Origin of the sequence: Erwinia sp. BNK-24-b, assembly GCF_047456155.1 — a bacterium.
In the GTDB taxonomy this organism is placed as follows: domain Bacteria; phylum Pseudomonadota; class Gammaproteobacteria; order Enterobacterales; family Enterobacteriaceae; genus Erwinia; species Erwinia phyllosphaerae.
In genome coordinates this window covers 3,241,585-3,267,343 of record NZ_CP179901.1, presented here as the reverse complement: position 1 = coordinate 3,267,343, position 25,759 = coordinate 3,241,585, and the positions used below count along the sequence as shown (strand labels likewise).

Sequence of the window (25,759 nt, the reverse complement as noted above, 5' to 3'; positions counted from 1 at the left end):
AAGACTCATTTATTATCAGGAGGATAAATGGAGAACGCCGTCAATCTCTGGCCGCTGGTGGGTATTGCCGCCATCGTGCTGGGTTTTCTGTTACGTTTTAACCCCGTGCTGGTGGTATTGGTAGCCGGACTGATCACCGGTCTGGCGGCGAAGATGCCGGTCGCCGATATTCTGGAAAAGCTGGGCAGCGGATTTTTAAATACCCGTAACCTGCCGTTAATTCTGCTGCTGCCGCTGGTGGTTATTGGCCTGCTGGAGCGTCACGGGTTAAAAGAGCGGGCGCAGGCCTGGATTGCCCAAATCAAAAGCGCCACGGCGGGAAGACTGCTGATGGTTTATTTGCTGGTGCGCGAACTCACCGCGGCAATGGGGCTGACCAGCCTTGGCGGCCATCCGCAGATGGTGCGGCCGCTGCTGGCCCCGATGGCAGAAGGCGCGACGGAGAATCGCTACGGCGAACTGCCGCCTGACGTTCGCCATCGTCTGCGCGCAATGGCGGCGGCAACCGATAACGTCGGGCTGTTTTTTGGCGAAGATATTTTCGTCGCCTTCGGTGCCATTATCTTTATGCATAACTTTATGCAGGAGTCGGCCGGTATTGAAACCGATCCGCTAAAGATTGCTGTCTGGGGCATTCCAACGGCCATTTGCGCTTTCCTGATCCACGCTTTCCGCCTGCGTCGTCTGGATAAAAAGCTGGCTGCTGAACTGTCGGCTCTGAACGCGCAGGCGTTGCAAAGCAAAGGAGGGCGCTGATGTTTCAGCTGCATTATCTTTACTGGCTGGCGGGATTGATTCTGCTGGTCGTGGCCGTGATGTCATGGCGGGACGAGAAAAATCCACGCCGTTTAACTACCGGCTTGTTCTGGGCGCTGTATGGCCTGGTCTTTTTTATCGGCGATGGGGCCGCAGCATGGCTTGGTGCGCGAACGCTGCATATCGCCGTTGGTCTGGTGGTGGTGGTTATGGCACTGATTGCCGGTCTGGGCGGCGTGAAGCTGGGTTCTTACCATCAGCGTACGCCGCAGGAAAGAGAAGCGAGCGCTAAGCGTCTCGGTAACCGCCTGTTTCTGCCCGCGCTGGCCATTCCCGTGGTTACGGTGATTGGCGTACTGCTGTTTAACAATCTGCCCGGTTTACGTACGGCGGTCTTTGGCGCGGGCAATAACGCCACGCTGGTCACGCTGTTTTCGATGATGGTGGGCTGTCTGGCAGGCTGGCTGATTGCGCTAAAAATGACGCGTGAGGCACCCGCGCAGTCAGTTCAGGAGGCGCGTCGCCTGCTGGATGCTATCGGCTGGGCGTTTATTCTGCCGCAGATCCTTGCCACGCTTGGCCTGCTGTTTACCGCCGCCGGCATGGGTACGGCTATATCTCACCTGACGGAAACCTGGCTTGCCGTTGATAATCGTTTTGTTGCGGTGGCGACTTATGCCATTGGTATGGCGCTGTTGACGATGGTAATGGGTAACGCTTTTGCGGCCTTCCCGATCGTCACCGCCGGTATCGGTATTCCCATTCTGGTCGTGCAGCATCACGGCGATCCGGCGGTAATGGCGGCCATCGGCATGTTTTCCGGCTACTGCGGCTCGCTGATGACGCCAATGGCCGCCAATTTCAATATCGTTCCCGCCGCGCTGCTGGAGCTTCCTGACCGCAATGCGGTGATCAAAGCTCAGGTACCAACCGGCGTGCTATTGTTAATAGTGAATATTTTCCTTCTCTGGTTCCTGATGTTCCGCTGAGGTTACTGATGAAAAACGTACTGATCGCCGCGTTTGAGCCGTTTGAAGGTGAACCGGTTAATGCTTCCTGGGAAGCCGTTAGCCAGCTGCATGAGCGCTTAATCTGCGGCGCACGGGTAGTGGCAAAGCAGCTTCCCTGCGTGTTTGGCGAATCGCTGACGGAGCTGCATAAAGCCATGGACGAGCTGGAGCCGGAGCTGGTTATCGTGGTGGGGCAGGCCAACGGCCGACCTGATATCACGGTTGAGCGGGTAGCCATCAACATTGACGACGCGCGCATTGCCGATAATGCAGGCCAGCAGCCCGTGGACGAACGCATTGTAGAGGATGGCCCGGCCGCGTATTTCACCACGCTGCCGATCAAGGCCATTGTGGAAGGCATTCGCGAAGCCGATATTCCCGCCTCGGTCTCGCAAACGGCTGGCACCTTTGTTTGTAATCACGTGCTGTACGGGTTGCTGCACCGGCAGGTAAAGCAGGGCGGTCGCGGCGGCTTTATCCACGTTCCGTATCTACCGCAGCAGGCGGTCAGGCATCCGGGTGCGGCCAGCATGCCGTTACAGACGGTGGTGCTGGCGCTGGAGATGGCGCTTACCATCACGCTAACCGTTGAGCAGGATATAAAACTGACGGGAGGCGCTACCCATTAATCGACTAACAAGGAGGCACCATGCCGGAAGGCCCTGAAATCCGCCGCGCTGCGGACAAACTGGAACAGGCGATTAAAGGCAAAACGCTGACCGAGGTCTGGTTTGCTTTCCCCCAGTTAAAAACCTACGAATCTTCGCTGACCGGCGAACGCGTTGAGGCCATAGAAACGCGTGGCAAGGCAATTCTGACCCACTTCTCTAACGGTTTGATTTTGTATAGCCATAACCAGCTGTACGGCGTCTGGCGCGTCGTCAAGAGCGGCACCGAGCCGCAAAGCAATCGCGTGCTGCGCGTTAAGCTGGCGGCGGAAGACAAAACGCTGCTGCTGTACAGTGCTTCCGATATCGAACTACTCAATGAAGACACGCTGGCAGCACATCCTTTTCTGCTGCGCGTTGGGCCGGACGTGCTGGATATGACGTTAACGGTGGCAGAGGTGAAAGAACGCCTGCTTTCAACGCGCTTCCGGCGACGCCAGTTTAGCGGCCTGCTGCTGGATCAGGCTTTTCTGGCCGGGCTGGGCAACTATTTACGCGTGGAAATTCTCTGGCAGGCCGGTCTCGCGCCGCAGCGTAAAGCACAGGATCTGAACGCAGAACAGCTGGATACGCTAGCGGAGGCGCTGCTGGCAATCCCGCGCCTGTCTTATAAAACGCGCGGCGTAGCCAAAGAGAACAAACATCACGGCGCGCTGTTCAGCTTTAAGGTTTTTCATCGCGCGGGGAAAAAGTGCGAGCGCTGCGGTGGGTTTATTGAAAAAACGTCACTGTCATCGCGGCCGTTTTACTGGTGCCCAGGTTGTCAATTTTAAGATCTCGTATTTTGAGAATATTGTTGATAAAAAATGGGCTGTTTATTTAAAGTATTAACGATTTGTTTTTTATTTTTTTTTTTCTGATGTTGCCCTTTTAATAAGGGCATGCAGTTTATTTTCGGTTGGATCGCTTTTACAGCAGGCGGGTATTTTAAAATAAGGAGGAAGGGCATAAGCTAAGCAGGCTACTACCCACATATATATAATTTCTAACAGGTAAATATAATGAATTCCAAAATTAAATATTTTCTAATTATGTCTACGCTGGCTGGTGTTCTGAATACGTCTCTGGCCATTGCTGCTTCTGAGTGTACGCCCGCTACGGCAGACGGAATAAGCTGCGTCTGTTTGCCCGACCCTGTCGGCTGTATTGATAACAACGACGGCGGTCTTCGTCCTTAATCTTTTTGCCTCATGATAATACCCAGCTATTGAAAAGCTTAATGTTATTAATAAAAAAAGCGCCGCAGTGCGGCGCTTCTGCTCTTACAGCATGAGATTACTTCGTAGCGGATTTAAACTCGCGCTGGTCGTAACCGGTATAAAGCTGACGCGGACGGGCAATTTTAATGCCGTCATCGTGCATCTCTTTCCAGTGCGCAATCCAGCCCACGGTACGCGCCATCGCAAAGATAACGGTAAACATAGACGAAGGAATACCCATCGCTTTCAGGATCAGACCTGAATAGAAGTCGACGTTTGGATAAAGTTTACGCTCAATAAAGTACGGATCGTTCAGCGCGATATGCTCCAGCTCCATGGCCACTTCCAGCAGGTCGTCCTTCATACCCAGCTCTTCCAGCACTTCGTGGCAGGTTTCACGCATTACCGTGGCGCGCGGGTCATAATTTTTATACACGCGGTGACCAAAGCCCATCAGACGGAAGGAGTCGTTCTTGTCTTTCGCGCGACGGATAAATTCTGGAATGTGCTCAACCGTTTTGATCTCTTCCAGCATACGCAGGCAGGCTTCGTTGGCGCCGCCGTGTGCCGGTCCCCACAGGGAAGCGATGCCTGCGGCGATACAGGCAAACGGGTTTGCGCCGGAAGAGCCAGCGGTACGCACGGTAGAGGTAGAAGCATTCTGCTCATGGTCGGCGTGCAGGATCAGGATACGGTCCATTGCGCGTTCCAGCACCGGGTTAACCACATACTCTTCACAAGGCGTGGAGAACATCATGTTCAGGAAGTTACCGGCATAGGAGAGGTCGTTGCGTGGATAGACGAACGGCTGGCCGATCGAATATTTGTAACACATCGCGGCAACGGTAGGCATTTTGGACAGCAGGCGGAAAGCCGCAATCTCGCGGTGACGTTCGATATTCACGTCCATCGCATCGTGATAAAACGCCGCCAGCGCACCGGTCACGCCGCACATGACCGCCATAGGATGCGAATCGCGACGGAAGCCGCGGAACAGATGGTGGATCTGCTCGTGGATCATGGTGTGGCGGGTAACGATAGTGCGGAATTCGTCAAACTGCTCTTTGGTTGGCGCTTCGCCATTCAGCAGGATATAGCACACTTCCAGATAGTTGGAATTCAGCGCCAGCTGATCGATAGGGAATCCACGGTGCAGCAGGATGCCTTCGTCACCGTCGATATAGGTAATTTTGGATTCACAAGAAGCGGTGGAGGTAAAGCCCGGATCGAAAGTGAAATAGCCTTTAGAGCCAAGAGTGCGAACGTCGATCTCTTCCTGACCCAGCGTGCCGCTTAGCACGTTAAGTTCAATAGCATCTTCGCCTGGCAGGTTAAGCGTTGCTTTTTTATCAGCCATTTTAAGTCTCCTTAGCGCCTTGTCGATGAATCTATGACATCTGAAACGCCGTTATGTCCACCGTCGCGTGCTAAAAAGCAATATCAACTCTGTGGCAGTTAATCATGTGCAGGGTACAGAGTGACGGCGCGTACTGGCCGGAAGAGCACAAACAGGTTTTGTTTAGCAGTTGTTAAAGATTCGGTATGGTCGTAGCTTACAAACCAGATACTTAATAAGTATATATCACCAATGTTACATAACTTGTGCTTAGGGGAAAGTGTATCCCCATAACTTTTGTGCATCATAGAACTTTTAGCGCCCAGTTTGTAACAAAAATGTTGAAGTTTTGTCAAATCAGATAATTAAATTTGTATTAAATGTAAAAAGCGTGAGTCAGATCACTGTTTCACCTAATTTTCACCTGGATGTTTGTAGGGTAATTGTAATGAGATTGTGATCGACTTATACTGCGGCCAGGTCTCCGGAATACCCTGACACCAGGAGCCACCCAGCGTTTTAGCGCCACAATTAACACTGGATGTTGCTGTTTTGGTGCCGGTTCACAGTTGCAATGCTTATGTATTCAGCTGTCACCTTCAGGACCGGAGGAAGCAAAATAAGAAAGGCTCTGTGGGCAAAACCGTGAAAAAACAAAGACCTGTCAATCTGGATCTCTCAACGATCCGTTTTCCCGTTACCGCAATCGCGTCCATTCTCCACCGCGTATCCGGCGTTATTACGTTCGTTGCCGTTGGCATACTGCTCTGGTTACTGGGCCTGTCGCTGTCGTCGCCGGAAGGCTTTCTGCAGGCATCCGCCGTTATGCAGAGCTTCTTCGCTAAATTCATCATGTGGGGCATTCTGACCGCGCTGGCGTACCATACCGTCGGCGGCATTCGTCACATGCTGATGGATTTTGGTTATCTGGCGGAAACTCAGGTAGTGGGAACGCGTTCGGCGCAAATCTGTTTTGGTATCACTGTCGTGCTTTCAATTCTGGCTGGAGTCCTCGTATGTTAAGCAACGCTTCTGCACTGGGACGCAATGGCGTTCATGACTGGCTGCTGGTACGCGCTACTTCTATCGTAATGACGGTCTACATCGTCTATATCCTCGGCTTCTTCGTGATGACGGACACGCTGACCTACGATATCTGGCGCGCTTTTTTTGCCTCCTCCGTAACCAAAGTATTCACGCTGCTGACGCTGTTCTCCATTCTGATGCATGGCTGGATAGGGATGTGGCAGGTGCTGACAGACTACATCAAGCATCTGGCAACGCGTCTGCTGTTGCAGATGGCGATTGTGGTAGCGCTGTTTGTCTATGCGATTTATGGAACTGTTGTTGTGTGGGGTGTGTAAAAAATGAAGTTGCCAGTCAGAGAATTTGACGCCGTTGTTGTCGGCGCTGGTGGTGCAGGCATGCGTGCCGCGCTACAGATTTCCCAATCGGGCCAGACCTGTGCCCTGTTATCCAAAGTTTTCCCGACCCGTTCCCACACTGTTTCCGCGCAGGGCGGGATTACCGTCGCGCTGGGCAACACCCATGACGACAACTGGGAATGGCACATGTATGACACGGTGAAAGGCTCCGACTATATCGGTGACCAGGACGCCATTGAATATATGTGTAAAACCGGCCCGGAAGCGATTCTGGAGCTGGAACATATGGGTCTGCCGTTCTCCCGCCTGGACGACGGTCGCATCTATCAGCGCCCGTTCGGCGGCCAGTCGAAAAATTTCGGCGGCGAGCAGGCTGCACGTACTGCGGCAGCCGCTGACCGTACCGGTCACGCCTTGCTGCATACGCTTTATCAGCAGAACCTGAAAAACAAAACCACCATCTTTTCCGAATGGTACGCGCTGGATCTGGTGAAAAACGCCGATGGCGCGGTGGTCGGCTGTACCGCGCTGAATATTGAAGATGGCGAAGTTGTCTACTTTAAAGCCAAAGCCACCGTGCTGGCTACGGGCGGCGCGGGCCGAATTTATCAGTCCACTACCAATGCGCATATCAACACCGGCGACGGCGTTGGCATGGCGCTGCGCGCTGGCGTGCCGGTGCAGGATATGGAGATGTGGCAGTTCCACCCAACCGGTATCGCGGGTGCGGGCGTGCTGGTGACGGAAGGTTGTCGCGGCGAAGGCGGCTATCTGCTGAACAAGCATGGCGAACGCTTTATGGAACGCTACGCGCCAAACGCGAAAGACCTGGCGGGTCGTGACGTAGTTGCCCGTTCAATGATGATTGAGATCCGTGAAGGCCGCGGCTGTGAAGGCCCGTGGGGCCCGCATATCAAGCTGAAGCTCGATCATCTGGGGAAAGACGTTCTGGAAGCGCGCCTGCCGGGCATTCTGGAGCTGTCCCGTACCTTTGCCCACGTCGATCCGGTCAAAGAACCTATTCCTGTTATCCCTACCTGTCACTACATGATGGGCGGTATCCCGACCAAAGTAACCGGTCAGGCGCTGACGCTGAACGAGCAGGGCGAAGATGTGGTGGTGCCGGGCCTGTTCGCCGTGGGCGAAATTGCCTGCGTATCCGTACACGGCTCTAACCGTCTGGGCGGTAACTCGCTGCTGGATCTGGTGGTGTTTGGCCGCGCGGCTGGCCTGCACTTACAGCAGTCCATTCAGGAGCAGGGCGAACTGCTGGACGCAACGGACGACGAGATTGACGCTTCACTGGCGCGCCTGAACCGCTGGAACAATACTCAGTCTGGTGAAGACCCGGCCGAGCTGCGTAAAGCGCTGCAAACCTGTATGCAGAATAACTTCTCGGTATTCCGCGAAGGCGAAGCGATGGCAAAAGGTTTAGAAGAGCTGAAAGTGCTGCGTAAGCGTCTGCAAAACGCGCGTCTGGATGACCGTTCGCCAGATTTCAACACTCAGCGCATCGAGTGTCTGGAACTGGATAACCTGATGGAAACCGCTTACGCCACCGCCGTTGCTGCTAACTACCGTACCGAAAGCCGTGGCGCGCATAGCCGCTTCGACTATCCAGATCGTGATGATGCAAACTGGCTGTGCCACAGCGTCTATCTGCCGCAGAGCGAAAGCATGGCCCGCCGTGAAGTTAACATGGCACCGAAGCTGCGTGCGGCCTTCCCGCCAAAAGCGCGTACCTACTAGTTTGCGGAGAGTAAGATGAGAATCGAATTTTCAGTTTATCGTTACAACCCGGACGTAGACGACGCGCCCCGGATGCAGGACTACAGCCTGGAGTCCGAAGAAGGGCGGGATATGATGCTGCTGGACGCCTTAATACGTCTGAAAGAAAAAGATCCGACACTGGGCTTCCGCCGCTCCTGTCGCGAAGGCGTTTGCGGCTCCGACGGCATCAACATGAACGGTAAAAACGGCCTGGCTTGTATCACGCCGGTTTCCGCGCTGGGCGCGGGAAAACGTAAAATTGTGATCCGTCCGCTGCCCGGTTTGCCGGTTATCCGCGATTTGGTAGTAGACATGGGACAGTTCTACACTCAATATGAGAAAATTAAGCCTTACCTGTTGAATAATGGAGAAAATCCACCGGCACGCGAGCATTTACAGCAGCCGGAACAGCGTGAAAAGCTGGATGGCCTGTATGAGTGTATCCTTTGTGCATGCTGCTCCACCTCCTGCCCGTCGTTCTGGTGGAATCCGGACAAGTTTATCGGGCCGGCGGGGCTGTTGGCCGCTTACCGTTTCCTGATCGACAGTCGCGATACGGAAACCGGTCCGCGCCTGGACGATCTCAGTGATGCCTTCAGCGTTTTCCGCTGCCACAGCATCATGAACTGCGTCAGCGTCTGTCCAAAAGGGCTGAACCCGACGCGCGCCATCGGCCACATCAAGTCGATGTTGCTGGCGCGAAGCGCATAAGCGCGTACCGTCCGGGAGCCTGGCTCCCGGCTGTTTTATCAGGCCACGCCTGCAGGCGTGACCGAGGGCAAGCCGCTCACGCGGCGCGGGGCTTAGCTGTTCCGTTACATAATCACGGCAAAAAAAAGCATATTGCTTTAAGGGATCACAATGCAGAACAGCGCGATGAAACCCTGGCTGGACTCCTCCTGGCTGGCCGGCGCGAATCAGACCTATATAGAGCAACTCTATGAGGACTATCTGACCGATCCTGACTCTGTCGATGCGGCCTGGAAAGAGCTGTTTCAGCAGCTTCCGGGCCACGGGGTCAGGCCAGAGCAGTTCCACTCCACCACTCGCGAATACTTCAAACGTCTGGCGAAAGATGCTTCTCGCTATACTTCTTCCGTCAGCGATCCCGATACCAACGCCAAGCAGGTCAAGGTTCTCCAGCTGATCAACGCCTTCCGTTTCCGTGGTCACCAGCAGGCCAATCTCGATCCGCTGGGCCTGTGGAAACAGGAATCCGTACCGGATCTGGATCCTGCTTTCCACGATCTTACCGAAGCGGATTTCCAGGAAACCTTCAACGTAGGCTCTTTTGCTTTTGGCAAAGACACGATGAAGCTCGCCGATCTGTTCAGCCTGCTGCAGCAGACCTATTGCGGCTCTATCGGCGCGGAATATATGCATATCACCAACACCGAAGAGAAGCGCTGGATCCAGCAGCGTATCGAATCGGTGGCGGGCCAGGCCTCTTTCTCTACCGATGAGAAAAAAGGTTTCCTGAAACAGCTGACCGCTGCGGAAGGGCTGGAGCGTTATCTGGGTGCCAAATTCCCCGGTGCAAAACGCTTCTCGCTGGAAGGCGGCGACGCGCTGGTGCCGATGCTTAACGAAATGATCCGCCACGCGGGCAAAAGCGGCACGCGCGAAGTGGTGCTGGGCATGGCGCACCGTGGTCGTCTGAACGTGCTGATCAACGTGCTGGGCAAAAAGCCGCAGGATCTGTTTGACGAGTTTTCCGGCAAGCACAAAGAGCATCTCGGTACCGGTGACGTGAAGTACCATATGGGCTTCTCTTCCGACGTGGAAACCGAAGGCGGCATGGTGCACCTGGCGCTGGCGTTTAACCCGTCGCACCTGGAGATTGTTAGCCCGGTCGTCATGGGATCGGTTCGCGCTCGACTGGATCGTCTGGACGAGCCGCGCAGCAGCAAAGTGCTGCCGATTACTATTCACGGCGACGCAGCGGTCACCGGCCAGGGTGTGGTTCAGGAAACGCTGAACATGTCCCAGGCGCGCGGCTATGAAGTCGGCGGGACTGTGCGTATCGTGATCAACAACCAGATTGGGTTTACCACGTCTAACCCACGCGACGCGCGTTCTACCCAGTACTGTACCGATATCGGCAAAATGGTGCTGGCACCGATTTTCCACGTCAACGCTGACGATCCGGAAGCGGTTGCCTTTGTTACGCGCCTGGCGCTGGACTTCCGTAACACCTTCCAGCGTGACGTCTTTATCGATCTGGTTTGCTATCGCCGCCACGGCCACAACGAGGCCGACGAGCCGAGCGCAACGCAGCCGGTGATGTACCAGAAAATCAAAAAGCATCCTACTCCGCGTAAGCTCTACGCAGACCGCCTGGAGCAGGAAAAGGTCGCCAGCCTGGAAGATGCCACCGAAATGGTCAATCTTTACCGCGATGCGCTGGACGCCGGTGAATGCGTGGTGCCGGAATGGCGTCCGATGAGCCTGCATTCGTTTACCTGGTCGCCGTATCTCAATCACGAATGGGACGAAAGCTATCCGTCAACGCTGGATCTGAAGCGTTTGCAGGAGCTGGCGAAGCGCGTTTGCCACGTGCCTGAAGAGATTGAAATGCAGTCGCGCGTAGCCAAAATCTACAACGACCGTGCCGCTATGGCCGCGGGCGAAAAACCGTTTGACTGGGGCGCAGCGGAAAACCTGGCCTACGCCACGCTGGTAGACGAGGGCATTCCATGCCGTCTTTCCGGTGAAGATATGGGCCGTGGTACTTTCTTCCATCGCCATGCGGTTATCCATAACCAGGCAAACGGCTCAACCTATACGCCGTTGCAGCATATCCATAACGGACAGGGCACCTTCCGCGTCTGGGATTCCGTGCTGTCTGAAGAAGCGGTGCTGGCATTTGAATATGGTTACGCCACGGCAGAACCGCGCACGCTGACCATCTGGGAAGCGCAGTTCGGCGACTTTGCTAACGGCGCGCAGGTTGTTATTGACCAGTTCATCAGCTCCGGCGAGCAGAAGTGGGGCCGTATGTGCGGTCTGGTTATGCTGCTGCCGCACGGCTATGAAGGCCAGGGGCCGGAGCACTCCTCCGCGCGTCTGGAACGTTACCTCCAGCTCTGCGCCGAGCAGAACATGCAGGTTTGCGTCCCTTCAACGCCAGCGCAGGTTTACCACATGCTGCGCCGTCAGGCGCTGCGCGGAATGCGTCGCCCGCTGGTAGTCATGTCACCGAAATCGCTGCTGCGTCATCCGCTGGCGATCTCTTCGCTTGAAGAGCTGGCTAACGGCGGCTTCCAGCCAGCGATTGGCGAAATCGACGACATCGATCCCAAAGGCGTCAAGCGCGTGGTGCTCTGCTCCGGCAAAGTCTATTACGACCTGCTGGAAAAACGCCGCAAGAACGAGCAGACCGACGTGGCTATCGTTCGTATCGAACAGCTTTATCCTTTCCCGCACAAAGCGGTGCAGGAAAAACTCCAGCAGTATGCGCACGTGCATGACTTTGTCTGGTGTCAGGAAGAGCCATTAAATCAGGGTGCCTGGTATTGCAGCCAGCATCATTTCCGTGAAGTGGTGCCTTTCGGCGCATCGTTACGTTACGCCGGTCGTCCTGCTTCGGCTTCTCCGGCAGTTGGCTATATGTCCGTTCACCAGCAGCAGCAGCAAGACCTGGTAAATGACGCGCTGAACGTTAATTAATTAAAGGAAAAATAATGAGTAGCGTAGAGATCCTCGTTCCCGACCTGCCTGAATCCGTTGCCGATGCCACCGTGGCGACCTGGCACAAGAAACCAGGCGATACGGTAACCCGTGACGAAGTGCTGGTAGAAATTGAAACTGACAAAGTTGTGCTGGAAGTTCCTGCTTCTGCCGATGGCGTGCTGGAAGCGATTCTGGAAGATGAAGGCGCGACCGTGACTTCACGCCAGGCGCTGGGTCGTCTGAAAGAAGGCAACAGCGGCGGCAAAGAAAGCTCGGCGAAACCGGAAGAGCAGGCATCTACCCCGGCACAGCGTCAGAGCGCTTCGCTGGAAGAAGAGAGCAACGATGCCCTCAGCCCGGCTATTCGTCGCCTGATTGCCGAGCATGGCCTGGAGCCATCCGCGATTAAAGGCACCGGCGTTGGCGGCCGCTTAACGCGTGAAGACGTAGAGAAGCACCTGGCTAAAGCGCCTGCGGCTAAACCTGCAGAAGCAAAAGCGCCGGAAGCCGCCGCCGCGCCGTCACTGGCTGGCCGTAGCGAAAAACGCGTACCGATGACGCGTCTGCGTAAGCGTATCGCCGAGCGCCTGCTGGAAGCTAAAAACAGCACCGCTATGCTGACCACGTTTAACGAAGTCAACATGCAGCCGATCATGAACCTGCGTAAGCAGTACGGCGAAGCCTTCGAAAAACGTCACGGTATCCGTCTGGGCTTCATGTCCTTCTACCTGAAGGCCGTGGTTGAAGCGCTGAAACGCTTCCCGGAAGTCAATGCTTCTATCGATGGCGAAGACGTTGTTTACCACAACTACTTTGACGTCAGCATCGCGGTTTCTACGCCGCGTGGCCTGGTTACGCCGGTACTGAAAGATATCGACGCGCTGGGCATGGCTGATATCGAGAAGAAAATCAAAGAGCTGGCGATTAAAGGCCGTGACGGCAAGCTGACCGTAGAAGAACTGACCGGCGGTAACTTCACCATTACCAACGGCGGCGTCTTCGGCTCGCTGATGTCCACGCCAATCATCAACCCACCGCAGAGCGCCATCCTGGGCATGCACGCCATTAAAGATCGCCCAATGGCGGTTAATGGCCAGGTTGTGATCCTGCCGATGATGTATCTGGCGCTTTCTTACGATCACCGCCTGATCGACGGTAAAGAATCCGTCAGCTTCCTGGTGGCAATCAAAGAGCTGCTGGAAGATCCTTCTCGTCTGCTGCTGGACGTTTAATTTCTGTCGAGCGCGGCGACTGCCGCGCTCCCTGTGAGTGGCCGAAGATCTGGCAAGCTGCCGGATTCGACCAAGTCTTTTCCGAACTGGATGGATTAACAACATGAACTTACATGAGTATCAGGCAAAACAGCTGTTCGCCCGGTATGGCTTACCGGCACCCGTCGGTTATGCCTGCACCACTCCACGCGAAGCGGAAGAAGCCGCTTCAAAAATTGGCGCTGGCCCGTGGGTCGTGAAATGTCAGGTTCATGCCGGAGGCCGTGGTAAAGCGGGCGGCGTGAAAGTAGTAAAAAGCAAAGAAGAGATCCGCGCGTTTGCGGAACACTGGCTGGGCAAACGCCTGACCACCTATCAGACCGATGCGCACGGCCAGCCGGTTAACCAGATTCTGGTTGAAGCCGCTACCGACATCGATCAGGAGCTGTACCTGGGCGCGGTCGTTGACCGTGGTACCCGTCGCGTCGTGTTTATGGCTTCTACCGAAGGCGGCGTTGAAATTGAGAAAGTGGCGGAAGAAACGCCGCACCTGATCCACAAAATGGCACTGGATCCGTTAACTGGCCCGCAGCCTTATCAGGGCCGCGAGCTGGCGTTCAAGCTGGGCCTGAGCGGCAAGCAGGTTGGCCAGTTCACCAAAATCTTTATGGGTCTGGCCACTATGTTCCTGGAGCGCGACCTGGCGCTGGTTGAGATCAACCCGCTGGTTATCACCAAACAGGGCGATCTGATCTGCCTGGACGGCAAGCTGGGCGCCGACGGCAATGCGCTGTTCCGCCAGCCGGAGCTGCGTGAAATGCGCGACCCAAGCCAGGAAGATTCCCGTGAAGCGCATGCGGCACAGTGGGAACTGAACTACGTGGCGCTGGAAGGCAACATCGGCTGTATGGTTAACGGCGCGGGTCTGGCGATGGGCACCATGGACATCGTTAAGCTGAGCGGCGGCCAGCCGGCTAACTTCCTGGACGTAGGCGGCGGCGCGACCAAAGAGCGCGTGACCGAAGCCTTTAAAATCATCCTTTCCGACGATGCGGTAAAAGCCGTTTTCGTTAACATTTTCGGCGGCATTGTGCGCTGCGACCTGATCGCAGACGGCATCATGGGTGCGGTAGAAGAAGTGGGCGTTAACGTGCCGGTCGTGGTGCGTCTGGAAGGAAACAATGCCGAGCTGGGCGCGCAGAAACTGGCGGACAGCGGACTGAATATTATTGCAGCAACCAGCCTGAGCGATGCGGCGCAGCGCGTTGTTGCCGCAGCGGAGGGAAAATAATGTCCATTTTGATCGATAAAAACACCAAGGTAATCTGCCAGGGCTTTACCGGCGGCCAGGGGACTTTCCACTCTGAACAGGCGCTGGCTTACGGCACGCAGCTGGTTGGCGGCGTTACGCCGGGCAAAGGCGGCACCGAGCATCTGGGCCTGCCGGTGTTTAACACCGTCCGCGAAGCGGTAGAAGCCACGGGCGCCACCGCCTCCGTTATCTACGTTCCGGCACCGTTCTGCAAGGACGGTATCCTGGAAGCTATCGAAGCGGGCATCAAACTGATCATCACCATTACCGAAGGGATCCCTACGCTGGATATGCTGACGGTAAAAGTGAAGCTGGACGAAGCTGGCGTGCGCATGATCGGGCCGAACTGTCCGGGCGTGATCACGCCGGGCGAATGCAAAATCGGCATCATGCCGGGCCATATTCATAAGCCAGGCCGCATCGGTATCGTTTCCCGTTCCGGTACGCTGACCTATGAAGCCGTTAAGCAAACCACCGATATCGGCTACGGCCAGTCGACCTGCGTCGGCATCGGCGGCGATCCGATCCCTGGCTCTAACTTTATCGATATCCTGAAGCTGTTCCAGGAAGATCCGCAGACCGAAGCGATTGTGATGATCGGTGAGATCGGCGGCAGCGCGGAAGAAGAAGCGGCAGCCTTTATCAAAGAGCACGTAACCAAACCGGTTGTGGGCTACATTGCTGGCGTGACCGCGCCAAAAGGCAAGCGTATGGGCCATGCGGGCGCCATTATCGCGGGCGGTAAAGGAACAGCGGACGAGAAATTCGCCGCGCTGGAAGCTGCCGGTGTGAAAACGGTGCGCAGCCTTGCTGACATCGGCGATGCGGTGAAGGCCGTTCTGCCGCAGTAAGTATGCTGCTGTTATTCACCGGTCAGAAAAGAGCCAGTGAATGATAATGCGTTTCCAACAGCTTCAGGCCGCCTCCGGGCGGCCTTTTTTATCGCTTCACGTACGGCAAGCTATTCTCTCTGACAAAATAAGAACTATTAATCAAATTAAGTTTCCAGAAATAACGTAAAAAATAAAAGTCGCGAACCTTCCCGATATTACATAATTGTTTTAAAGTAATGCGTATATTAAATTTCCATAGGGGTATATGTTAAATTTTTATTTGTCACCCTAAATTTAAAATCGATTATTAATCGAGATCAAAGAAATAAATTTTATTCCGCGCTTTAGCGCTGGCTAAAGCGCCGCGTTGCGATTAAATTGCTCTGCATCAAAAAAACAGCTTTACGCTTTAAATAACGTATTCGGAAATATTGGGGTCAGCGCATTTTTATGCATTATCTCGCTGGCAAAAGATAAGCGCTATTAAAGCGTGCTGGTTTTTGAGTCCGCAATCAATTGCCGACGGGGTAATCGCTACACCCTCAGGTGTTATTCGTCATCCTGTTCTGCCGCAATACTGGCGCTACCGCGCGTGAATAAGGCCGGGCAGGGAGCAAGGAGCCAAAATGTTAGATGTTGTCGAACTGTCGCGTTTACAGTTTGCGCTAACGGCAATGTACCATTTCCTGTTTGTGCCGCTAACGCTGGGAATGGCGTTTCTGCTGGCTATTATGGAAACGGTCTACGTGCTGTCAGGCAAGCAAATCTATAAAGATATGACCAAATTCTGGGGCAAGCTTTTTGGTATTAACTTTGCGCTGGGCGTGGCCACCGGACTGACGATGGAATTTCAGTTCGGCACCAACTGGTCTTATTATTCACACTACGTCGGGGATATATTTGGCGCACCGCTGGCTATTGAAGGGCTCATGGCCTTTTTCCTCGAATCAACTTTTGTCGGCATGTTTTTCTTCGGCTGGGATCGCCTGAGTAAAGTGCAGCATCTTATGACTACCTGGCTGCTGGCATTAGGTTCGAATTTATCGGCGCTCTGGATCCTGGTAGCCAACGGCTGGATGCAAAATCCGGTCGGCTCCGACTTTAATTTTGAAACCATGCGTATGGAAATGGTCAGCTTTTCCGAACTGATCTTCAATCCGGTGGCGCAGGTTAAATTTGTGCATACCGTGGCCGCTGGCTACACCTGCGGCGCCATGTTCATTATGGGCATCAGCGCTTATTACCTGCTGCGCGGCCGTGATATCGCTTTTGCTAAACGTTCTTTCGCCATCGCCGCCAGTTTTGGGATGGCGGCCGTTCTGGCCGTGATCCTGCTGGGCGATGAATCGGGCTATGTCATGGGCGACGTGCAAAAAACCAAGCTGGCCGCGATTGAGGCGGAGTGGGAAACGCAGCCCGCACCGGCCGCCTTCACGCTGTTTGGCCTGCCCAATCAGCAGGCGCAGCGCAACGATTACGCCATACAGATCCCCTGGGCGCTCGGGCTGATCGCTACCCGCTCGGTGGATGAGCGCGTATCCGGCATTAAAGATTTGATGGCGCAGCACGAACTCCGTATTCGCAACGGTATGCGTGCTTATCAACTGCTGGAACAGCTGAGGGAAGGGGATACCAGTCCGGCGGTGCGCGCGGCGTTCAATGAGGCAAAACGCGACCTGGGCTACGGCCTGCTGTTAAAACGCTATACGCCAAACGTAGCCGATGCCAGCGCAGCGCAAATTCAAAAGGCCACCGAGGATTCTATCCCGCGCGTGGCACCGCTCTACTTTTCCTTCCGCATTATGGTGGCGTGCGGCGTGTTAATGCTGCTGATTACCCTGTGCTGTTTCTGGAGCGTGATCCGTAATCGTATCGGTAACAACCGCTTCCTGCTTAAGTGTGCGCTGTACGGCATTCCGCTGCCCTGGATAGCTGCGGAAGCGGGCTGGTTTGTCGCCGAGTATGGGCGGCAACCTTGGGCAATCGGGGAAATCCTGCCAACGGCGGTGGCTAACTCCTCGTTGACGGTAGGGCAGCTGCTGTTTTCGCTATTGCTGATCTGCGGGCTTTATACGCTGTTCCTGATAGCGGAAATGTACCTGATGTTTAAGTTTGCCCGGCGTGGGCCGAGCAGCTTAAAGACCGGACGTTACCATTTTGAGACGTCTCTCCACGCAGGGAAAGGAGCGTAAGATGATGACCTATGAGCTTTTGCGTTTCGTCTGGTGGTTGCTGATTGGCGTGCTGTTTATCGGTTTCGCCATTACCGACGGTTTTGATATGGGTGTCGGCATGCTGGGGCGGCTGATTGGCCGTAACGACGTCGAGCGCCGCATTATGATTAACACCATCGCGCCGCACTGGGACGGCAACCAGGTCTGGCTGATTACCGCAGGCGGCGCGCTGTTTGCCGCATGGCCCATGGTTTACGCGGCCGCGTTTTCCGGTTTCTATGTGGCGATGATTCTGGTGCTGGCCTCGCTGTTCTTTCGGCCCATCGGTTTTGACTACCGCTCCAAAATAGAAGATCCGCGCTGGCGGGGCATGTGGGACTGGGGCATTTTTGTCGGGAGCTTTGTGCCGCCGCTGGTGATCGGCGTGGCCTTTGGCAATTTGCTACAGGGCGTGCCTTTTTATGCCGACGAATATCTGAGACTGTTTTACACCGGCAGTTTTTTCCAGTTGCTTAATCCTTTCGCACTGCTGGCCGGTATAGTCAGCGTTACCATGATCCTGACGCAGGGCGCAACTTATCTGCAAATGCGTACCGCTGGGGAACTGCAGCTACGAGCGCGCACGGTCGCGCAGATTGCCACGCTGATAATGATGGTGTGCTTTGTGCTGGCGGGTATTTGGGTGAGGCAGGGGATTGATGGCTATGTGCTGGTTTCAGCGCTCGACCACAATGCGGCATCCAATCCGCTGATTAAAGAAGTGACTCGTGAGACGGGGGCCTGGCTGGCCAATTTCCAGCAGGTGCCGCTGCTGTGGATCGTTCCCGGCCTTGGCGCGCTGTTGCCGCTGCTGACCGCTCTTTTTTCCCGTCTGGACAAAAGCGGCTGGGCCTTCGTCTGTTCTTCTTTAACGGTGGCCTGCGTGATCCTGACAGCGGGCGTGGCGATGTTCCCGTTCGTGATGCCTTCGTCCAGTACGGTTAACCACAGTCTTACCCTGTGGGACGCGACCTCCAGCCTGATGACGCTGCAAATTATGACTGTGGCCGCCATCATCTTCGTGCCCCTGATTTTGCTCTACACCGGCTGGTGCTACTACAAGATGTTTGGTCGCGTGACCCGGCAACAGATTGAGGCCAACTCTCATACACTCTATTGATTAAGGAGCTGAACCATGTGGTACTTTGCCTGGATCCTCGGCACGCTGCTGGCCTGTGCGATTGCTGTTATTACCGCGCTGGCAATTGAACACCTTGATGAAGCCTCATAAGGGCTCTGCTTAACGCCATGACTTCACCTTGCGGTTTACCTGCTGGTGAAGTCATGGCCGCCGCTTTAACCCGGCCAGCTGTCTGGCGGTGCCACCCTTTTTAGATGAACCCGCCACGCTGGTTCAGCAACGGCAAAAATTTCGTTCGCCTTTCTCTTTTTTATCTTCTTTTTCCGTCAATAAATGTTTAAGAACTCTCCGTAAAACCTCGTTATTGTTACCAGAAGATAATTATTTTACTTCCCCTCTGGCAACCCATTCCCAAGGCTCAGGCTCTTGCGTATAGTAGCAACGTTTAAAAAGTAATACCGGGATGTAGAGTGAGTACAACGCTGTTTCGATGGCCGGTTCGTGTCTACTATGAAGACACCGATGCCGGTGGTGTGGTTTACCATGCCAGCTATGTCGCTTTTTATGAACGGGCACGAACCGAGATGCTGCGCCAGCACCATTTCAGCCAACAGGCGCTGCTGGCGCAGCAGGTTGGTTTTGTCGTGCGTCGTCTCACGGTTGATTACCTTGCCGCTGCGCACCTTGACGATCTGCTCGAGGTCCAGAGCGAGGTAGTGAAGATGAGCAGAACGACCATGACATTCGCACAACGCATTGTTAATGCAGAAGGCAGGACGCTTAATGAAGCTGAAGTCCTGATCGCCTGCATCAATCCACATCTGATGAAGCCCATTGCGCTTCCCAAGTCTATTGTCGCGGAGTTCAAGCAGTGACTGACATGAACATTCTTGATTTGTTCCTGAAGGCGAGCCTTCTGGTCAAACTTATCATGGTGATTTTGATTGGCTTTTCTATTGCCTCCTGGGCAATCATTATTCAACGTACGCGCATCCTGAACGCGGCAGGTCGCGAGGCGGACGCCTTTGAAGACAAATTCTGGTCGGGTATCGAGCTGTCGCGCCTCTATCAGGAAAGCCAGGCGCGTCGTGACGAGCTGGGCGGTTCTGAACAGATCTTCTATGCGGGCTTTAAAGAGTTTGCGCGCCTGCATCGCGTTAACAGCCATGCGCCAGAAGCCGTGGTGGAAGGGGCAACGCGCGCCATGCGCATTTCGCTAAACCGCGAGCTGGAAGCGCTGGAAAACCATATTCCTTTCCTCGGCACCGTCGGTTCCATCAGCCCTTATATCGGCCTGTTCGGTACGGTATGGGGGATTATGCACGCCTTTATCGGGCTGGGCTCGGTTAAACAGGCCACGTTACAGATGGTCGCGCCGGGTATTGCAGAAGCGCTGATCGCTACCGCCATCGGTCTGTTTGCGGCCATTCCTGCGGTCATGGCGTACAACCGCCTTAACCAGCGCGTGAACAAGCTGGAGCAGAATTACGATAACTTTATGGAAGAGTTCACCGCTATTCTGCATCGTCAGGCGTTCTCCAGCGAGAACAGCAAGTAACAGCGGAGTCATTCAGCTATGGCCAGAACGCGTGGTCGCCATCGTCGCGACCTTAAGTCTGAAATTAATATCGTTCCGCTGCTCGACGTCCTGCTGGTGCTGCTGCTGATCTTCATGGCAACGGCACCCATTATTACGCAAAGCGTGGAAGTGGATCTGCCGGACGCAACGGATTCCAAAACGGTCTCCAGCGACGATAATCCGCCGGTGATTGTGGAAGTCGCGGGCGTGGGACAATATAGCCTGGTGGTCGATCACGATCGTATGGAACAGCTGCCGCCGGAACAGGTTGTTGCCGAAGCGCAGCGGCGCATTGAAGCGAATCCGAAAACGGTGTTCCTGATCGGCGGCGCGAAAGACGTGCCTTACGATGAGATCATCAAAGCGCTGAACTTGCTGCATCAGGCGGGCGTGAAGTCGGTCGGATTAATGACGCAGCCGATTTAATTTATGCGGACCGTTTTTGGGAATCGAAAGTGTCGAAGGTAACCGAACAGAACGATAAGTTGAAACGGGCCCTTATCATTTCAGTGATCCTGCATGTGATTGCGATCGCGATTTTGATATGGAGCTCGTTTGACGAACATATCGACGCCAGCAGCGGAGGCGGCGGTGGCGACATCGATGCGGTGATGGTCGATCCGGGCGCTATCGTCGACCAGTATAATCGTCAGCAGAACCAGCAGAGCGACAGCAAGCGTGCCGAGCAGCAGCGTGAGAAAGCGGCTCAGCAGCAGGCGGAAGAGCTACAGCAGAAGCAGGCGGCCGAACAGCAGCGGCTGAAGGCGCTGGAAAAAGAGCGCCTGCAGGCGCAGAAGGAAGCGAAGCAGGAAGCGGCCGCGCAGGCTGCCGAGCAGAAAAAAGCTGAGGAAGCGGCGAAGCAGGCGGCCGAGGAGCAAAAACAGGCGGAAGCCGCAGCGGCGAAGGCAAAAGCGCAGGCGGACGCGAAAGCAGAAGCGGCAGCTGAAGCAAAAGCGGCGGCAGCAGCCGAGGCGAAAGCCAAAGCCCAGGCCGATGCGAAAGCGCAGGCCGATGCCCAGGCGAAAGCCGCGGCGGACGCACAGAAAAAAGCGGAAGCAGAGGCGAAAAAAGCCGCTGCGGATGCAAAAAAACAGGCTGAAGAGAAAACGGCCGCCGCTGCGGAAGCAGCAAAAGTGAAAGCGGCGCAGGAGGCGAAAGCCAAAGCGCAGGCCGATGCGAAAGCACAGGCGGCGGCAGAAGCGAAGGCGGCGAAAGAGAAAGCGGCCGAAGAAGCGAAAGAGAAAGCAGCCGAGGCGGCGAAAGAGAAAGCCGCCGCTGCCGCGAAGGAGAAAGCGGAAGCGGCGAAGGAAAAAGCCGCCGAAGAAGCGAAAGCAAAAGCCGATGCCGCCGCGAAAGCGAAAGCAGAGGCGAAGGCCGAAGCGGCAGCGAAGGCTAAAGCGGATGCAGCGGCTAAAGCGAAGGCGGCAGCCGACGCGAAGAAAAAAGCAGCGGCAGAAGCGGCTAAAGAGAGCAGCGACGTTGACGATCTGTTAGGCGGCCTGACCTCCGGCAAGAATGCGCCGAAGTCCGGTAAGGCTGGCGGGGCCGCAGCGGGGCAGGGCAACCAGAAGAAAGCGGGCGCCTCCGGCGCGGCGGTTGACAGTTATCTGGGGCAGGTACAGAACGCTATCCAAAGTAAATTTTATGACGCGGATACGTTTAAAGGGCGGACCTGTAACGTGCATATCAAACTGGCACCGGACGGTATGCTAATTTCCGCCACGTCAGCGGGCGGCGATCCGGCGCTGTGCCAGGCCGCTTTAAACGCAGCGCGCATGGCGAGAATACCTAAACCGCCTAGCGATGGTGTTTACCAGGCGGCGAAAGACGCAGTGTTAGAGTTTAAGCCTTAATAATTTCGGAAACATCCGGCAGGTTGAACTAAGGTCAACTTGCCGTACTCTATAAGTGCACTATGGGTTCGTTGAAACACTGCTAATTATTGTGGACATTGCGTTCAGGTAAGGGAGAGAAGATGAAGCAGGCATTACGTATAGCATTAAGTTTTATGCTGCTGTTTGTCGCCGTGGCGCATGCAGAAGTGCGCATTGAGATTACGCAAGGGGTTAACACCGCCCGTCCTATCGGCGTTGTGCCGTTTAAATGGCAAGGTCCGGGCGCAGCGCCGGAAGATATCGGCGGCATCGTCGCGGCGGACTTACGCAACAGCGGCAAATTCAACCCGCTGGACAGGGCTCGTCTGCCACAGCAGCCAACCACAGCGGCAGAAGTTCAGCCTGCTGCCTGGACGGCGCTGGGTATTGATGCGGTCGTGGTCGGCCAGATCCAGCCAGGCGCTGACGGTAGCTATACCGTTTCTTACCAGCTGGTAGATACCTCCGGTAATCCGGGTGCCGTACTGGCGCAGAACCAGTACAAGGTGACTAAACAGTGGCTGCGCTACGCCGCACATACCGCCAGCGACGAAACTTTCGAAAAGCTGACCGGTATTAAAGGCGCGTTCCGTACTCGTATCGCTTACGTGGTGCAGACCAACGGCGGCCAGTTCCCGTACGAGCTGCGCGTTTCTGACTACGATGGTTACAACCAGTTCACCGTGCATCGTTCTCCTGAGCCGCTGATGTCGCCGGCCTGGTCAAAAGATGGCAGCAAGCTGGCCTATGTAACCTTTGAAAGCGGTAAATCTGCGCTGGTTGTACAGACGCTGGCGAACGGCGCAATCAGGCAGGTTGCCTCATTCCCACGTCATAACGGCGCGCCTTCCTTCTCGCCTGACGGCAGCAAGCTGGCGTTCGCGCTGTCCAAAACCGGCAGTTTGAATCTGTATGTGATGGACCTGGCGTCGGGCCAAATCCGTCAGATTACCGATGGTCGCTATAACAGCACCGAACCGACCTGGTTCCCGGACAGCCAGACGCTGGCCTATACCTCTGACCAGGCTGGCCGTCCACAAATCTATAAAATCAATGTTAACGGCGGCGCGCCACAGCGTCTGACCTGGGAAGGCTCCCAGAATCAGGATGCCGACGTGAGCACTGATGGTAAATCACTGGTGATGGTAAGCACCAACGGCGGTGCGCAACACGTCGCCAGACAAGATCTGGAAACGGGAGCCGTTCAACAATTAACGGACACGTTCCTGGATGAAACGCCGAGCCTCGCGCCAAACGGCACTATGGTAATCTACAGCTCCACTCAGGGCATGGGTTCCGTACTGCAGCTGGTCTCGACCGACGGCCGTTTCAAAGCGCGTCTTCCGGCTACTGATGGACAGGTCAAATTCCCTGCCTGGTCGCCGTATCTGTGATGCATATAAATATGTATGGCAAACAATAATAGGATCGTAGAAATGCAACTGAATAAAGTGCTGAAAGGCTTAATGCTGGCACTGCCAGTTATCGCAGTGGCTGCATGTAGCTCACACAAAAACAACAACAACGACCAGACCAACGGTATGGGCGATGACGCGAACGGCGGCATGAACAGCGGCATGAACGGCGGCAACATGTCCTCCGACGAGCAGGCACGCCTGCAGATGCAGCAGCTGCAGCAGAACAACATCGTTTACTTCGGTCTGGACAAATATGACATCCAGTCTGAGTTCGCACAGATGCTGGATGCGCACGCAAACTTCCTGCGTAGCAATCCATCATACAAAGTGACCGTTGAAGGTCATGCGGATGAGCGCGGTACGCCAGAGTACAACATCGCCCTGGGCGAACGTCGTGCTACTGCTGTTAAAATGTACCTGCAGGGCAAAGGCGTTTCTGCCGATCAGATCTCTATCGTTTCTTACGGTAAAGAGAAGCCAGCTGTACTGGGCCACGACGAAGCGGCTTACGCCAAAAACCGTCGTGCCGTACTGGTATACTAAGAGAACGATATGATTAGTAACTTCAGACTTCACTTGCTGGGTCTGTCGTTACTGGTTGGCGTAGCGGCCCCCTGGGCCGCTAATGCCCAGGCGTCAATCAGTAACGTAGGTTCAGGCTCGGTCGAAGACCGCGTCACCTCGCTTGAGCGTATTTCCAATGCTCAGGCACAGCTCCTTCAGCAGCTTCAGCAGCAGCTTTCCGACAACCAGCGCGATATCGATTCGCTACGTGGTCAGATCCAGGAAAATCAGTATCAGCTGAACCAGGTCACCGAACGCCAGAAAGATCTTTATCAGCAGTTAGATAAGGTGAGCAGCGGCGCGCAGGCACCTGCCTCTGGCGATGCAGCCCCGGCAGCGACCGTAGATGGCTCCACAGCCAGTGACAGCGCTTCTGCAGCGCCTGTGCAGGGCGGCGATGCTAACAGCGACTACAACGCCGCTGTGGCGCTGGTGCTTGAGAAAAAGCAAAACGAACAGGCTATCGCGGCGTTTCAGGCCTTCGTCAAGAAATACCCGGATTCAACCTATCAGCCTAATGCCAATTACTGGCTGGGACAGTTGAACTACAACAAGGGTAAAAAAGACGACGCGGCCTACTACTTTGCGACCGTAGTAAAAAATTACCCCAAATCCCCTAAAAGCGCCGATGCGTTATATAAGGTGGGCGTAATCATGCAGGAAAAAGGCGACAGCGCGAAAGCCAAAGCCGTTTACCAGCAGGTGGTCAAACAGTATCCAAACACCGATGCCGCGAAACAAGCGCAAAAACGCGCTGCCGCGCTGTAAATGTCGTACTTTGACCAGTTATCGTATGCTTTCTGGTCCAGTCGCATGAAAGTCAGGCAGTTGAGCAGGTTATCTGAAAATAGTGGTTGCGCTGAAACGGTAAATCAGTAATATATGCCGCCGTTGCCGGGACATATGTTAAAACGTTCCGACAGCGCAAAAGTGGGTCGTTAGCTCAGTTGGTAGAGCAGTTGACTTTTAATCAATTGGTCGCAGGTTCGAATCCTGCACGACCCACCACTTTAAAAGTGGTAACCGGTGTAAAGCGTGAAGGATTTGAACCTGCTGCAGGTTCGGGTTGAACAAAGTGAAACAACGTTGCCTGGCAACGGGCCGAAAGGCCGAGGGACACCGAGTTATCCTGCACGACCCACCACTAATAAAGTAGTAACCAGTAGTAACCGCCAGATGCGGGTCGTTAGCTCAGTTGGTAGAGCAGTTGACTTTTAATCAATTGGTCGCAGGTTCGAATCCTGCACGACCCACCACTTTAAAAGTGGTAACCGGTGTAAAGCGTGAAGGATTTGAACCTGCAGCAGGTTCGCGTTGAACAAGGTGAAACAACGTTGCACCGCAACGGGCCAAAAGGCCGAGGGACACCGAGTTATCCTGCACGACCCACCATTGATAAAGTAGTAACCAGCAGTAACCGCCAGATGCGGGTCGTTAGCTCAGTTGGTAGAGCAGTTGACTTTTAATCAATTGGTCGCAGGTTCGAATCCTGCACGACCCACCACTTTAAAAGTGGCAATCAGTGTTAAGCGTGAAGGATTTGAACCTGCAGCAGGTTCGGGTTGAACGAAGTGAAACAACGTTGCACCGCAACGGGCCGGAAGGCCGAGGGACACCGAGTTATCCTGCACGACCCACCACTTTAAAAGTGGTAAGCGGTGTAAAGCGCAAAGACAGCGTTCTTTCGCTCAGGAAGTACCGAAGTGGGTGATTAGCTCAGTTGGTAGAGCATCTCCTTTACACGGAGGGGGTCGGCGGTTCGAGCCCGTCATCACCCACCACTTCGGGTCGTTAGCTCAGTTGGTAGAGCAGTTGACTTTTAATCAATTGGTCGCAGGTTCGAATCCTGCACGACCCACCAATGTAGAAAGGCGCCCT

The 25,759-nt window shown here is 54.9% G+C and carries 24 protein-coding genes, 5 tRNA genes and 3 other RNA genes; 31 read left to right on the top strand and 1 reads right to left on the bottom strand.

The features are described from left to right. Nucleotides 1-27: 27 nt before the first annotated feature. The 5 genes from ACMGGR_RS14915 (at nt 28) to ACMGGR_RS14895 (ending at nt 3,612) form a co-directional block, all read left to right on the top strand. On the top strand, nt 28-756 hold the full coding sequence (locus ACMGGR_RS14915) for a DUF969 domain-containing protein (protein WP_246761513.1): 729 nt from the start codon (nt 28-30) through the stop codon (nt 754-756). Further along, on the top strand, nt 756-1,745 hold the full coding sequence (locus tag ACMGGR_RS14910) for a DUF979 domain-containing protein (RefSeq protein WP_414147228.1): 990 nt from the start codon (nt 756-758) through the stop codon (nt 1,743-1,745). The genes ACMGGR_RS14915 and ACMGGR_RS14910 overlap by 1 nt, the downstream gene beginning before the upstream one ends. 8 nt (nt 1,746-1,753) lie before the next feature. After that, nucleotides 1,754-2,395: a pyroglutamyl-peptidase I gene (pcp, locus tag ACMGGR_RS14905; protein ID WP_414147227.1), complete on the top strand. Its 642-nt coding sequence runs from the start codon at nt 1,754-1,756 to the stop codon at nt 2,393-2,395. Nucleotides 2,396-2,415: 20 nt separating this feature from the next. Beyond that, nucleotides 2,416-3,207, top strand: a complete 792-nt coding sequence (gene nei, locus ACMGGR_RS14900; protein ID WP_414147226.1) for an endonuclease VIII — start codon at nt 2,416-2,418, stop codon at nt 3,205-3,207. A 228-nt stretch (nt 3,208-3,435) separates the two neighbouring features. Further along, entirely contained in the window at nt 3,436-3,612 is a 177-nt protein-coding gene (locus ACMGGR_RS14895; RefSeq protein ID WP_414147225.1) for a hypothetical protein, read from the top strand. A 97-nt stretch (nt 3,613-3,709) separates the two neighbouring features. Here the strand turns inward: ACMGGR_RS14895 and ACMGGR_RS14890 are convergent, their stop codons facing one another. After that, nucleotides 3,710-4,990, bottom strand: coding sequence for a citrate synthase (locus ACMGGR_RS14890; RefSeq protein WP_246761518.1), 1,281 nt, complete (start codon nt 4,988-4,990; stop codon nt 3,710-3,712). Between the two features lie 612 nt (nt 4,991-5,602). On the opposite strand from ACMGGR_RS14890, the gene sdhC reads away from it, so the two are divergent. The 26 genes from sdhC (at nt 5,603) to ACMGGR_RS14760 (ending at nt 25,742) form a co-directional block, all read left to right on the top strand. Beyond that, the gene (gene sdhC / locus ACMGGR_RS14885; protein WP_246761519.1) at nt 5,603-5,992 is read left to right on the top strand and encodes a succinate dehydrogenase cytochrome b556 subunit; all 390 of its coding nucleotides are present in this window, start codon (nt 5,603-5,605) and stop codon (nt 5,990-5,992) included. Next, a complete protein-coding gene (sdhD, locus tag ACMGGR_RS14880; protein ID WP_246761520.1) occupies nt 5,986-6,333 on the top strand; it encodes a succinate dehydrogenase membrane anchor subunit in 348 nt (115 codons plus the stop codon). The genes sdhC and sdhD overlap by 7 nt, the downstream gene beginning before the upstream one ends. 3 nt (nt 6,334-6,336) lie before the next feature. Then, entirely contained in the window at nt 6,337-8,103 is a 1,767-nt protein-coding gene (sdhA, locus tag ACMGGR_RS14875) for a succinate dehydrogenase flavoprotein subunit (RefSeq protein WP_246761521.1), read from the top strand. 15 nt (nt 8,104-8,118) lie between these two features. Beyond that, nucleotides 8,119-8,835 carry a succinate dehydrogenase iron-sulfur subunit gene (locus tag ACMGGR_RS14870; RefSeq protein ID WP_246761522.1) on the top strand — a complete coding sequence of 239 codons (717 nt, stop codon included), beginning with the start codon at nt 8,119-8,121 and terminating at the stop codon, nt 8,833-8,835. Between the two features lie 150 nt (nt 8,836-8,985). Further along, entirely contained in the window at nt 8,986-11,793 is a 2,808-nt protein-coding gene (sucA, locus tag ACMGGR_RS14865; protein ID WP_246761523.1) for a 2-oxoglutarate dehydrogenase E1 component, read from the top strand. Nucleotides 11,794-11,807: 14 nt separating this feature from the next. Continuing rightward, nucleotides 11,808-13,028 (top strand): 2-oxoglutarate dehydrogenase complex dihydrolipoyllysine-residue succinyltransferase, encoded by a 1,221-nt coding sequence (odhB, locus tag ACMGGR_RS14860; protein WP_246761524.1) that lies wholly within the window; start codon nt 11,808-11,810, stop codon nt 13,026-13,028. A 103-nt stretch (nt 13,029-13,131) separates the two neighbouring features. Further along, a complete protein-coding gene (sucC, locus tag ACMGGR_RS14855; RefSeq protein WP_246761525.1) occupies nt 13,132-14,298 on the top strand; it encodes an ADP-forming succinate--CoA ligase subunit beta in 1,167 nt (388 codons plus the stop codon). After that, on the top strand, nt 14,298-15,170 hold the full coding sequence (gene sucD, locus ACMGGR_RS14850) for a succinate--CoA ligase subunit alpha (protein WP_414147224.1): 873 nt from the start codon (nt 14,298-14,300) through the stop codon (nt 15,168-15,170). Before sucC ends, sucD begins: the two co-directional genes overlap by 1 nt. A gap of 608 nt (nt 15,171-15,778) precedes the next feature. Next, entirely contained in the window at nt 15,779-17,344 is a 1,566-nt protein-coding gene (gene cydA, locus ACMGGR_RS14845; protein ID WP_246761527.1) for a cytochrome ubiquinol oxidase subunit I, read from the top strand. A gap of 1 nt (nt 17,345) precedes the next feature. Beyond that, a complete protein-coding gene (gene cydB, locus ACMGGR_RS14840; protein WP_414147223.1) occupies nt 17,346-18,485 on the top strand; it encodes a cytochrome d ubiquinol oxidase subunit II in 1,140 nt (379 codons plus the stop codon). A 15-nt stretch (nt 18,486-18,500) separates the two neighbouring features. Beyond that, nucleotides 18,501-18,596: a cytochrome bd-I oxidase subunit CydX gene (gene cydX, locus ACMGGR_RS14835; RefSeq protein WP_246761529.1), complete on the top strand. Its 96-nt coding sequence runs from the start codon at nt 18,501-18,503 to the stop codon at nt 18,594-18,596. Between the two features lie 320 nt (nt 18,597-18,916). Continuing rightward, entirely contained in the window at nt 18,917-19,321 is a 405-nt protein-coding gene (gene ybgC / locus ACMGGR_RS14830) for a tol-pal system-associated acyl-CoA thioesterase (RefSeq protein WP_246761530.1), read from the top strand. Between the two features lie 5 nt (nt 19,322-19,326). Further along, nucleotides 19,327-20,004 (top strand): Tol-Pal system protein TolQ, encoded by a 678-nt coding sequence (gene tolQ, locus ACMGGR_RS14825; RefSeq protein ID WP_246761531.1) that lies wholly within the window; start codon nt 19,327-19,329, stop codon nt 20,002-20,004. 18 nt (nt 20,005-20,022) lie between these two features. After that, nucleotides 20,023-20,451 (top strand): colicin uptake protein TolR, encoded by a 429-nt coding sequence (gene tolR / locus ACMGGR_RS14820; RefSeq protein WP_246761532.1) that lies wholly within the window; start codon nt 20,023-20,025, stop codon nt 20,449-20,451. Between the two features lie 29 nt (nt 20,452-20,480). Continuing rightward, nucleotides 20,481-21,878, top strand: coding sequence for a cell envelope integrity protein TolA (gene tolA, locus ACMGGR_RS14815; protein WP_414147222.1), 1,398 nt, complete (start codon nt 20,481-20,483; stop codon nt 21,876-21,878). 122 nt (nt 21,879-22,000) lie between these two features. After that, nucleotides 22,001-23,293, top strand: a complete 1,293-nt coding sequence (gene tolB / locus ACMGGR_RS14810) for a Tol-Pal system beta propeller repeat protein TolB (protein WP_246761534.1) — start codon at nt 22,001-22,003, stop codon at nt 23,291-23,293. A 42-nt stretch (nt 23,294-23,335) separates the two neighbouring features. Beyond that, the gene (gene pal / locus ACMGGR_RS14805; protein WP_246761535.1) at nt 23,336-23,860 is read left to right on the top strand and encodes a peptidoglycan-associated lipoprotein Pal; all 525 of its coding nucleotides are present in this window, start codon (nt 23,336-23,338) and stop codon (nt 23,858-23,860) included. A 9-nt stretch (nt 23,861-23,869) separates the two neighbouring features. Beyond that, nucleotides 23,870-24,649: a cell division protein CpoB gene (gene cpoB / locus ACMGGR_RS14800; protein ID WP_246761536.1), complete on the top strand. Its 780-nt coding sequence runs from the start codon at nt 23,870-23,872 to the stop codon at nt 24,647-24,649. Between the two features lie 164 nt (nt 24,650-24,813). Next, nucleotides 24,814-24,889: transfer RNA gene (locus ACMGGR_RS14795), tRNA-Lys, on the top strand. Between the two features lie 13 nt (nt 24,890-24,902). Then, nucleotides 24,903-25,025: non-coding RNA, RtT sRNA (locus ACMGGR_RS14790), on the top strand. A gap of 36 nt (nt 25,026-25,061) precedes the next feature. Continuing rightward, a tRNA-Lys gene (locus tag ACMGGR_RS14785) sits at nt 25,062-25,137 on the top strand. Between the two features lie 13 nt (nt 25,138-25,150). Continuing rightward, nucleotides 25,151-25,273, top strand: a non-coding RNA gene (locus ACMGGR_RS14780) — RtT sRNA. A 36-nt stretch (nt 25,274-25,309) separates the two neighbouring features. Continuing rightward, a tRNA-Lys gene (locus ACMGGR_RS14775) sits at nt 25,310-25,385 on the top strand. Between the two features lie 13 nt (nt 25,386-25,398). Beyond that, nucleotides 25,399-25,521, top strand: a non-coding RNA gene (locus tag ACMGGR_RS14770) — RtT sRNA. Between the two features lie 65 nt (nt 25,522-25,586). Beyond that, nucleotides 25,587-25,662, top strand: a tRNA-Val gene (locus ACMGGR_RS14765). Between the two features lie 4 nt (nt 25,663-25,666). Further along, nucleotides 25,667-25,742, top strand: a tRNA-Lys gene (locus tag ACMGGR_RS14760). Nucleotides 25,743-25,759 lie beyond the last annotated feature (17 nt).

Bases quoted from the DNA above. Each gene is read 5' to 3' on its own strand.
- ACMGGR_RS14915 (WP_246761513.1), top strand. From the start codon at position 28: ATGGAGAACGCCGTCAATCTCTGGCCGCTGGTGGGTATTGCCGCCATC.
- ACMGGR_RS14910 (WP_414147228.1), top strand. From the start codon at position 756: ATGTTTCAGCTGCATTATCTTTACTGGCTGGCGGGATTGATTCTGCTG.
- pcp (WP_414147227.1), top strand. From the start codon at position 1,754: ATGAAAAACGTACTGATCGCCGCGTTTGAGCCGTTTGAAGGTGAACCG.
- nei (WP_414147226.1), top strand. From the start codon at position 2,416: ATGCCGGAAGGCCCTGAAATCCGCCGCGCTGCGGACAAACTGGAACAG.
- ACMGGR_RS14895 (WP_414147225.1), top strand. From the start codon at position 3,436: ATGAATTCCAAAATTAAATATTTTCTAATTATGTCTACGCTGGCTGGT.
- ACMGGR_RS14890 (WP_246761518.1), bottom strand. From the start codon at position 4,990: ATGGCTGATAAAAAAGCAACGCTTAACCTGCCAGGCGAAGATGCTATT.
- sdhD (WP_246761520.1), top strand. From the start codon at position 5,986: ATGTTAAGCAACGCTTCTGCACTGGGACGCAATGGCGTTCATGACTGG.
- sdhA (WP_246761521.1), top strand. From the start codon at position 6,337: ATGAAGTTGCCAGTCAGAGAATTTGACGCCGTTGTTGTCGGCGCTGGT.
- ACMGGR_RS14870 (WP_246761522.1), top strand. From the start codon at position 8,119: ATGAGAATCGAATTTTCAGTTTATCGTTACAACCCGGACGTAGACGAC.
- sucA (WP_246761523.1), top strand. From the start codon at position 8,986: ATGCAGAACAGCGCGATGAAACCCTGGCTGGACTCCTCCTGGCTGGCC.
- odhB (WP_246761524.1), top strand. From the start codon at position 11,808: ATGAGTAGCGTAGAGATCCTCGTTCCCGACCTGCCTGAATCCGTTGCC.
- sucC (WP_246761525.1), top strand. From the start codon at position 13,132: ATGAACTTACATGAGTATCAGGCAAAACAGCTGTTCGCCCGGTATGGC.
- sucD (WP_414147224.1), top strand. From the start codon at position 14,298: ATGTCCATTTTGATCGATAAAAACACCAAGGTAATCTGCCAGGGCTTT.
- cydA (WP_246761527.1), top strand. From the start codon at position 15,779: ATGTTAGATGTTGTCGAACTGTCGCGTTTACAGTTTGCGCTAACGGCA.
- cydB (WP_414147223.1), top strand. From the start codon at position 17,346: ATGATGACCTATGAGCTTTTGCGTTTCGTCTGGTGGTTGCTGATTGGC.
- cydX (WP_246761529.1), top strand. From the start codon at position 18,501: ATGTGGTACTTTGCCTGGATCCTCGGCACGCTGCTGGCCTGTGCGATT.
- tolQ (WP_246761531.1), top strand. From the start codon at position 19,327: ATGAACATTCTTGATTTGTTCCTGAAGGCGAGCCTTCTGGTCAAACTT.
- tolR (WP_246761532.1), top strand. From the start codon at position 20,023: ATGGCCAGAACGCGTGGTCGCCATCGTCGCGACCTTAAGTCTGAAATT.
- tolB (WP_246761534.1), top strand. From the start codon at position 22,001: ATGAAGCAGGCATTACGTATAGCATTAAGTTTTATGCTGCTGTTTGTC.
- pal (WP_246761535.1), top strand. From the start codon at position 23,336: ATGCAACTGAATAAAGTGCTGAAAGGCTTAATGCTGGCACTGCCAGTT.
- cpoB (WP_246761536.1), top strand. From the start codon at position 23,870: ATGATTAGTAACTTCAGACTTCACTTGCTGGGTCTGTCGTTACTGGTT.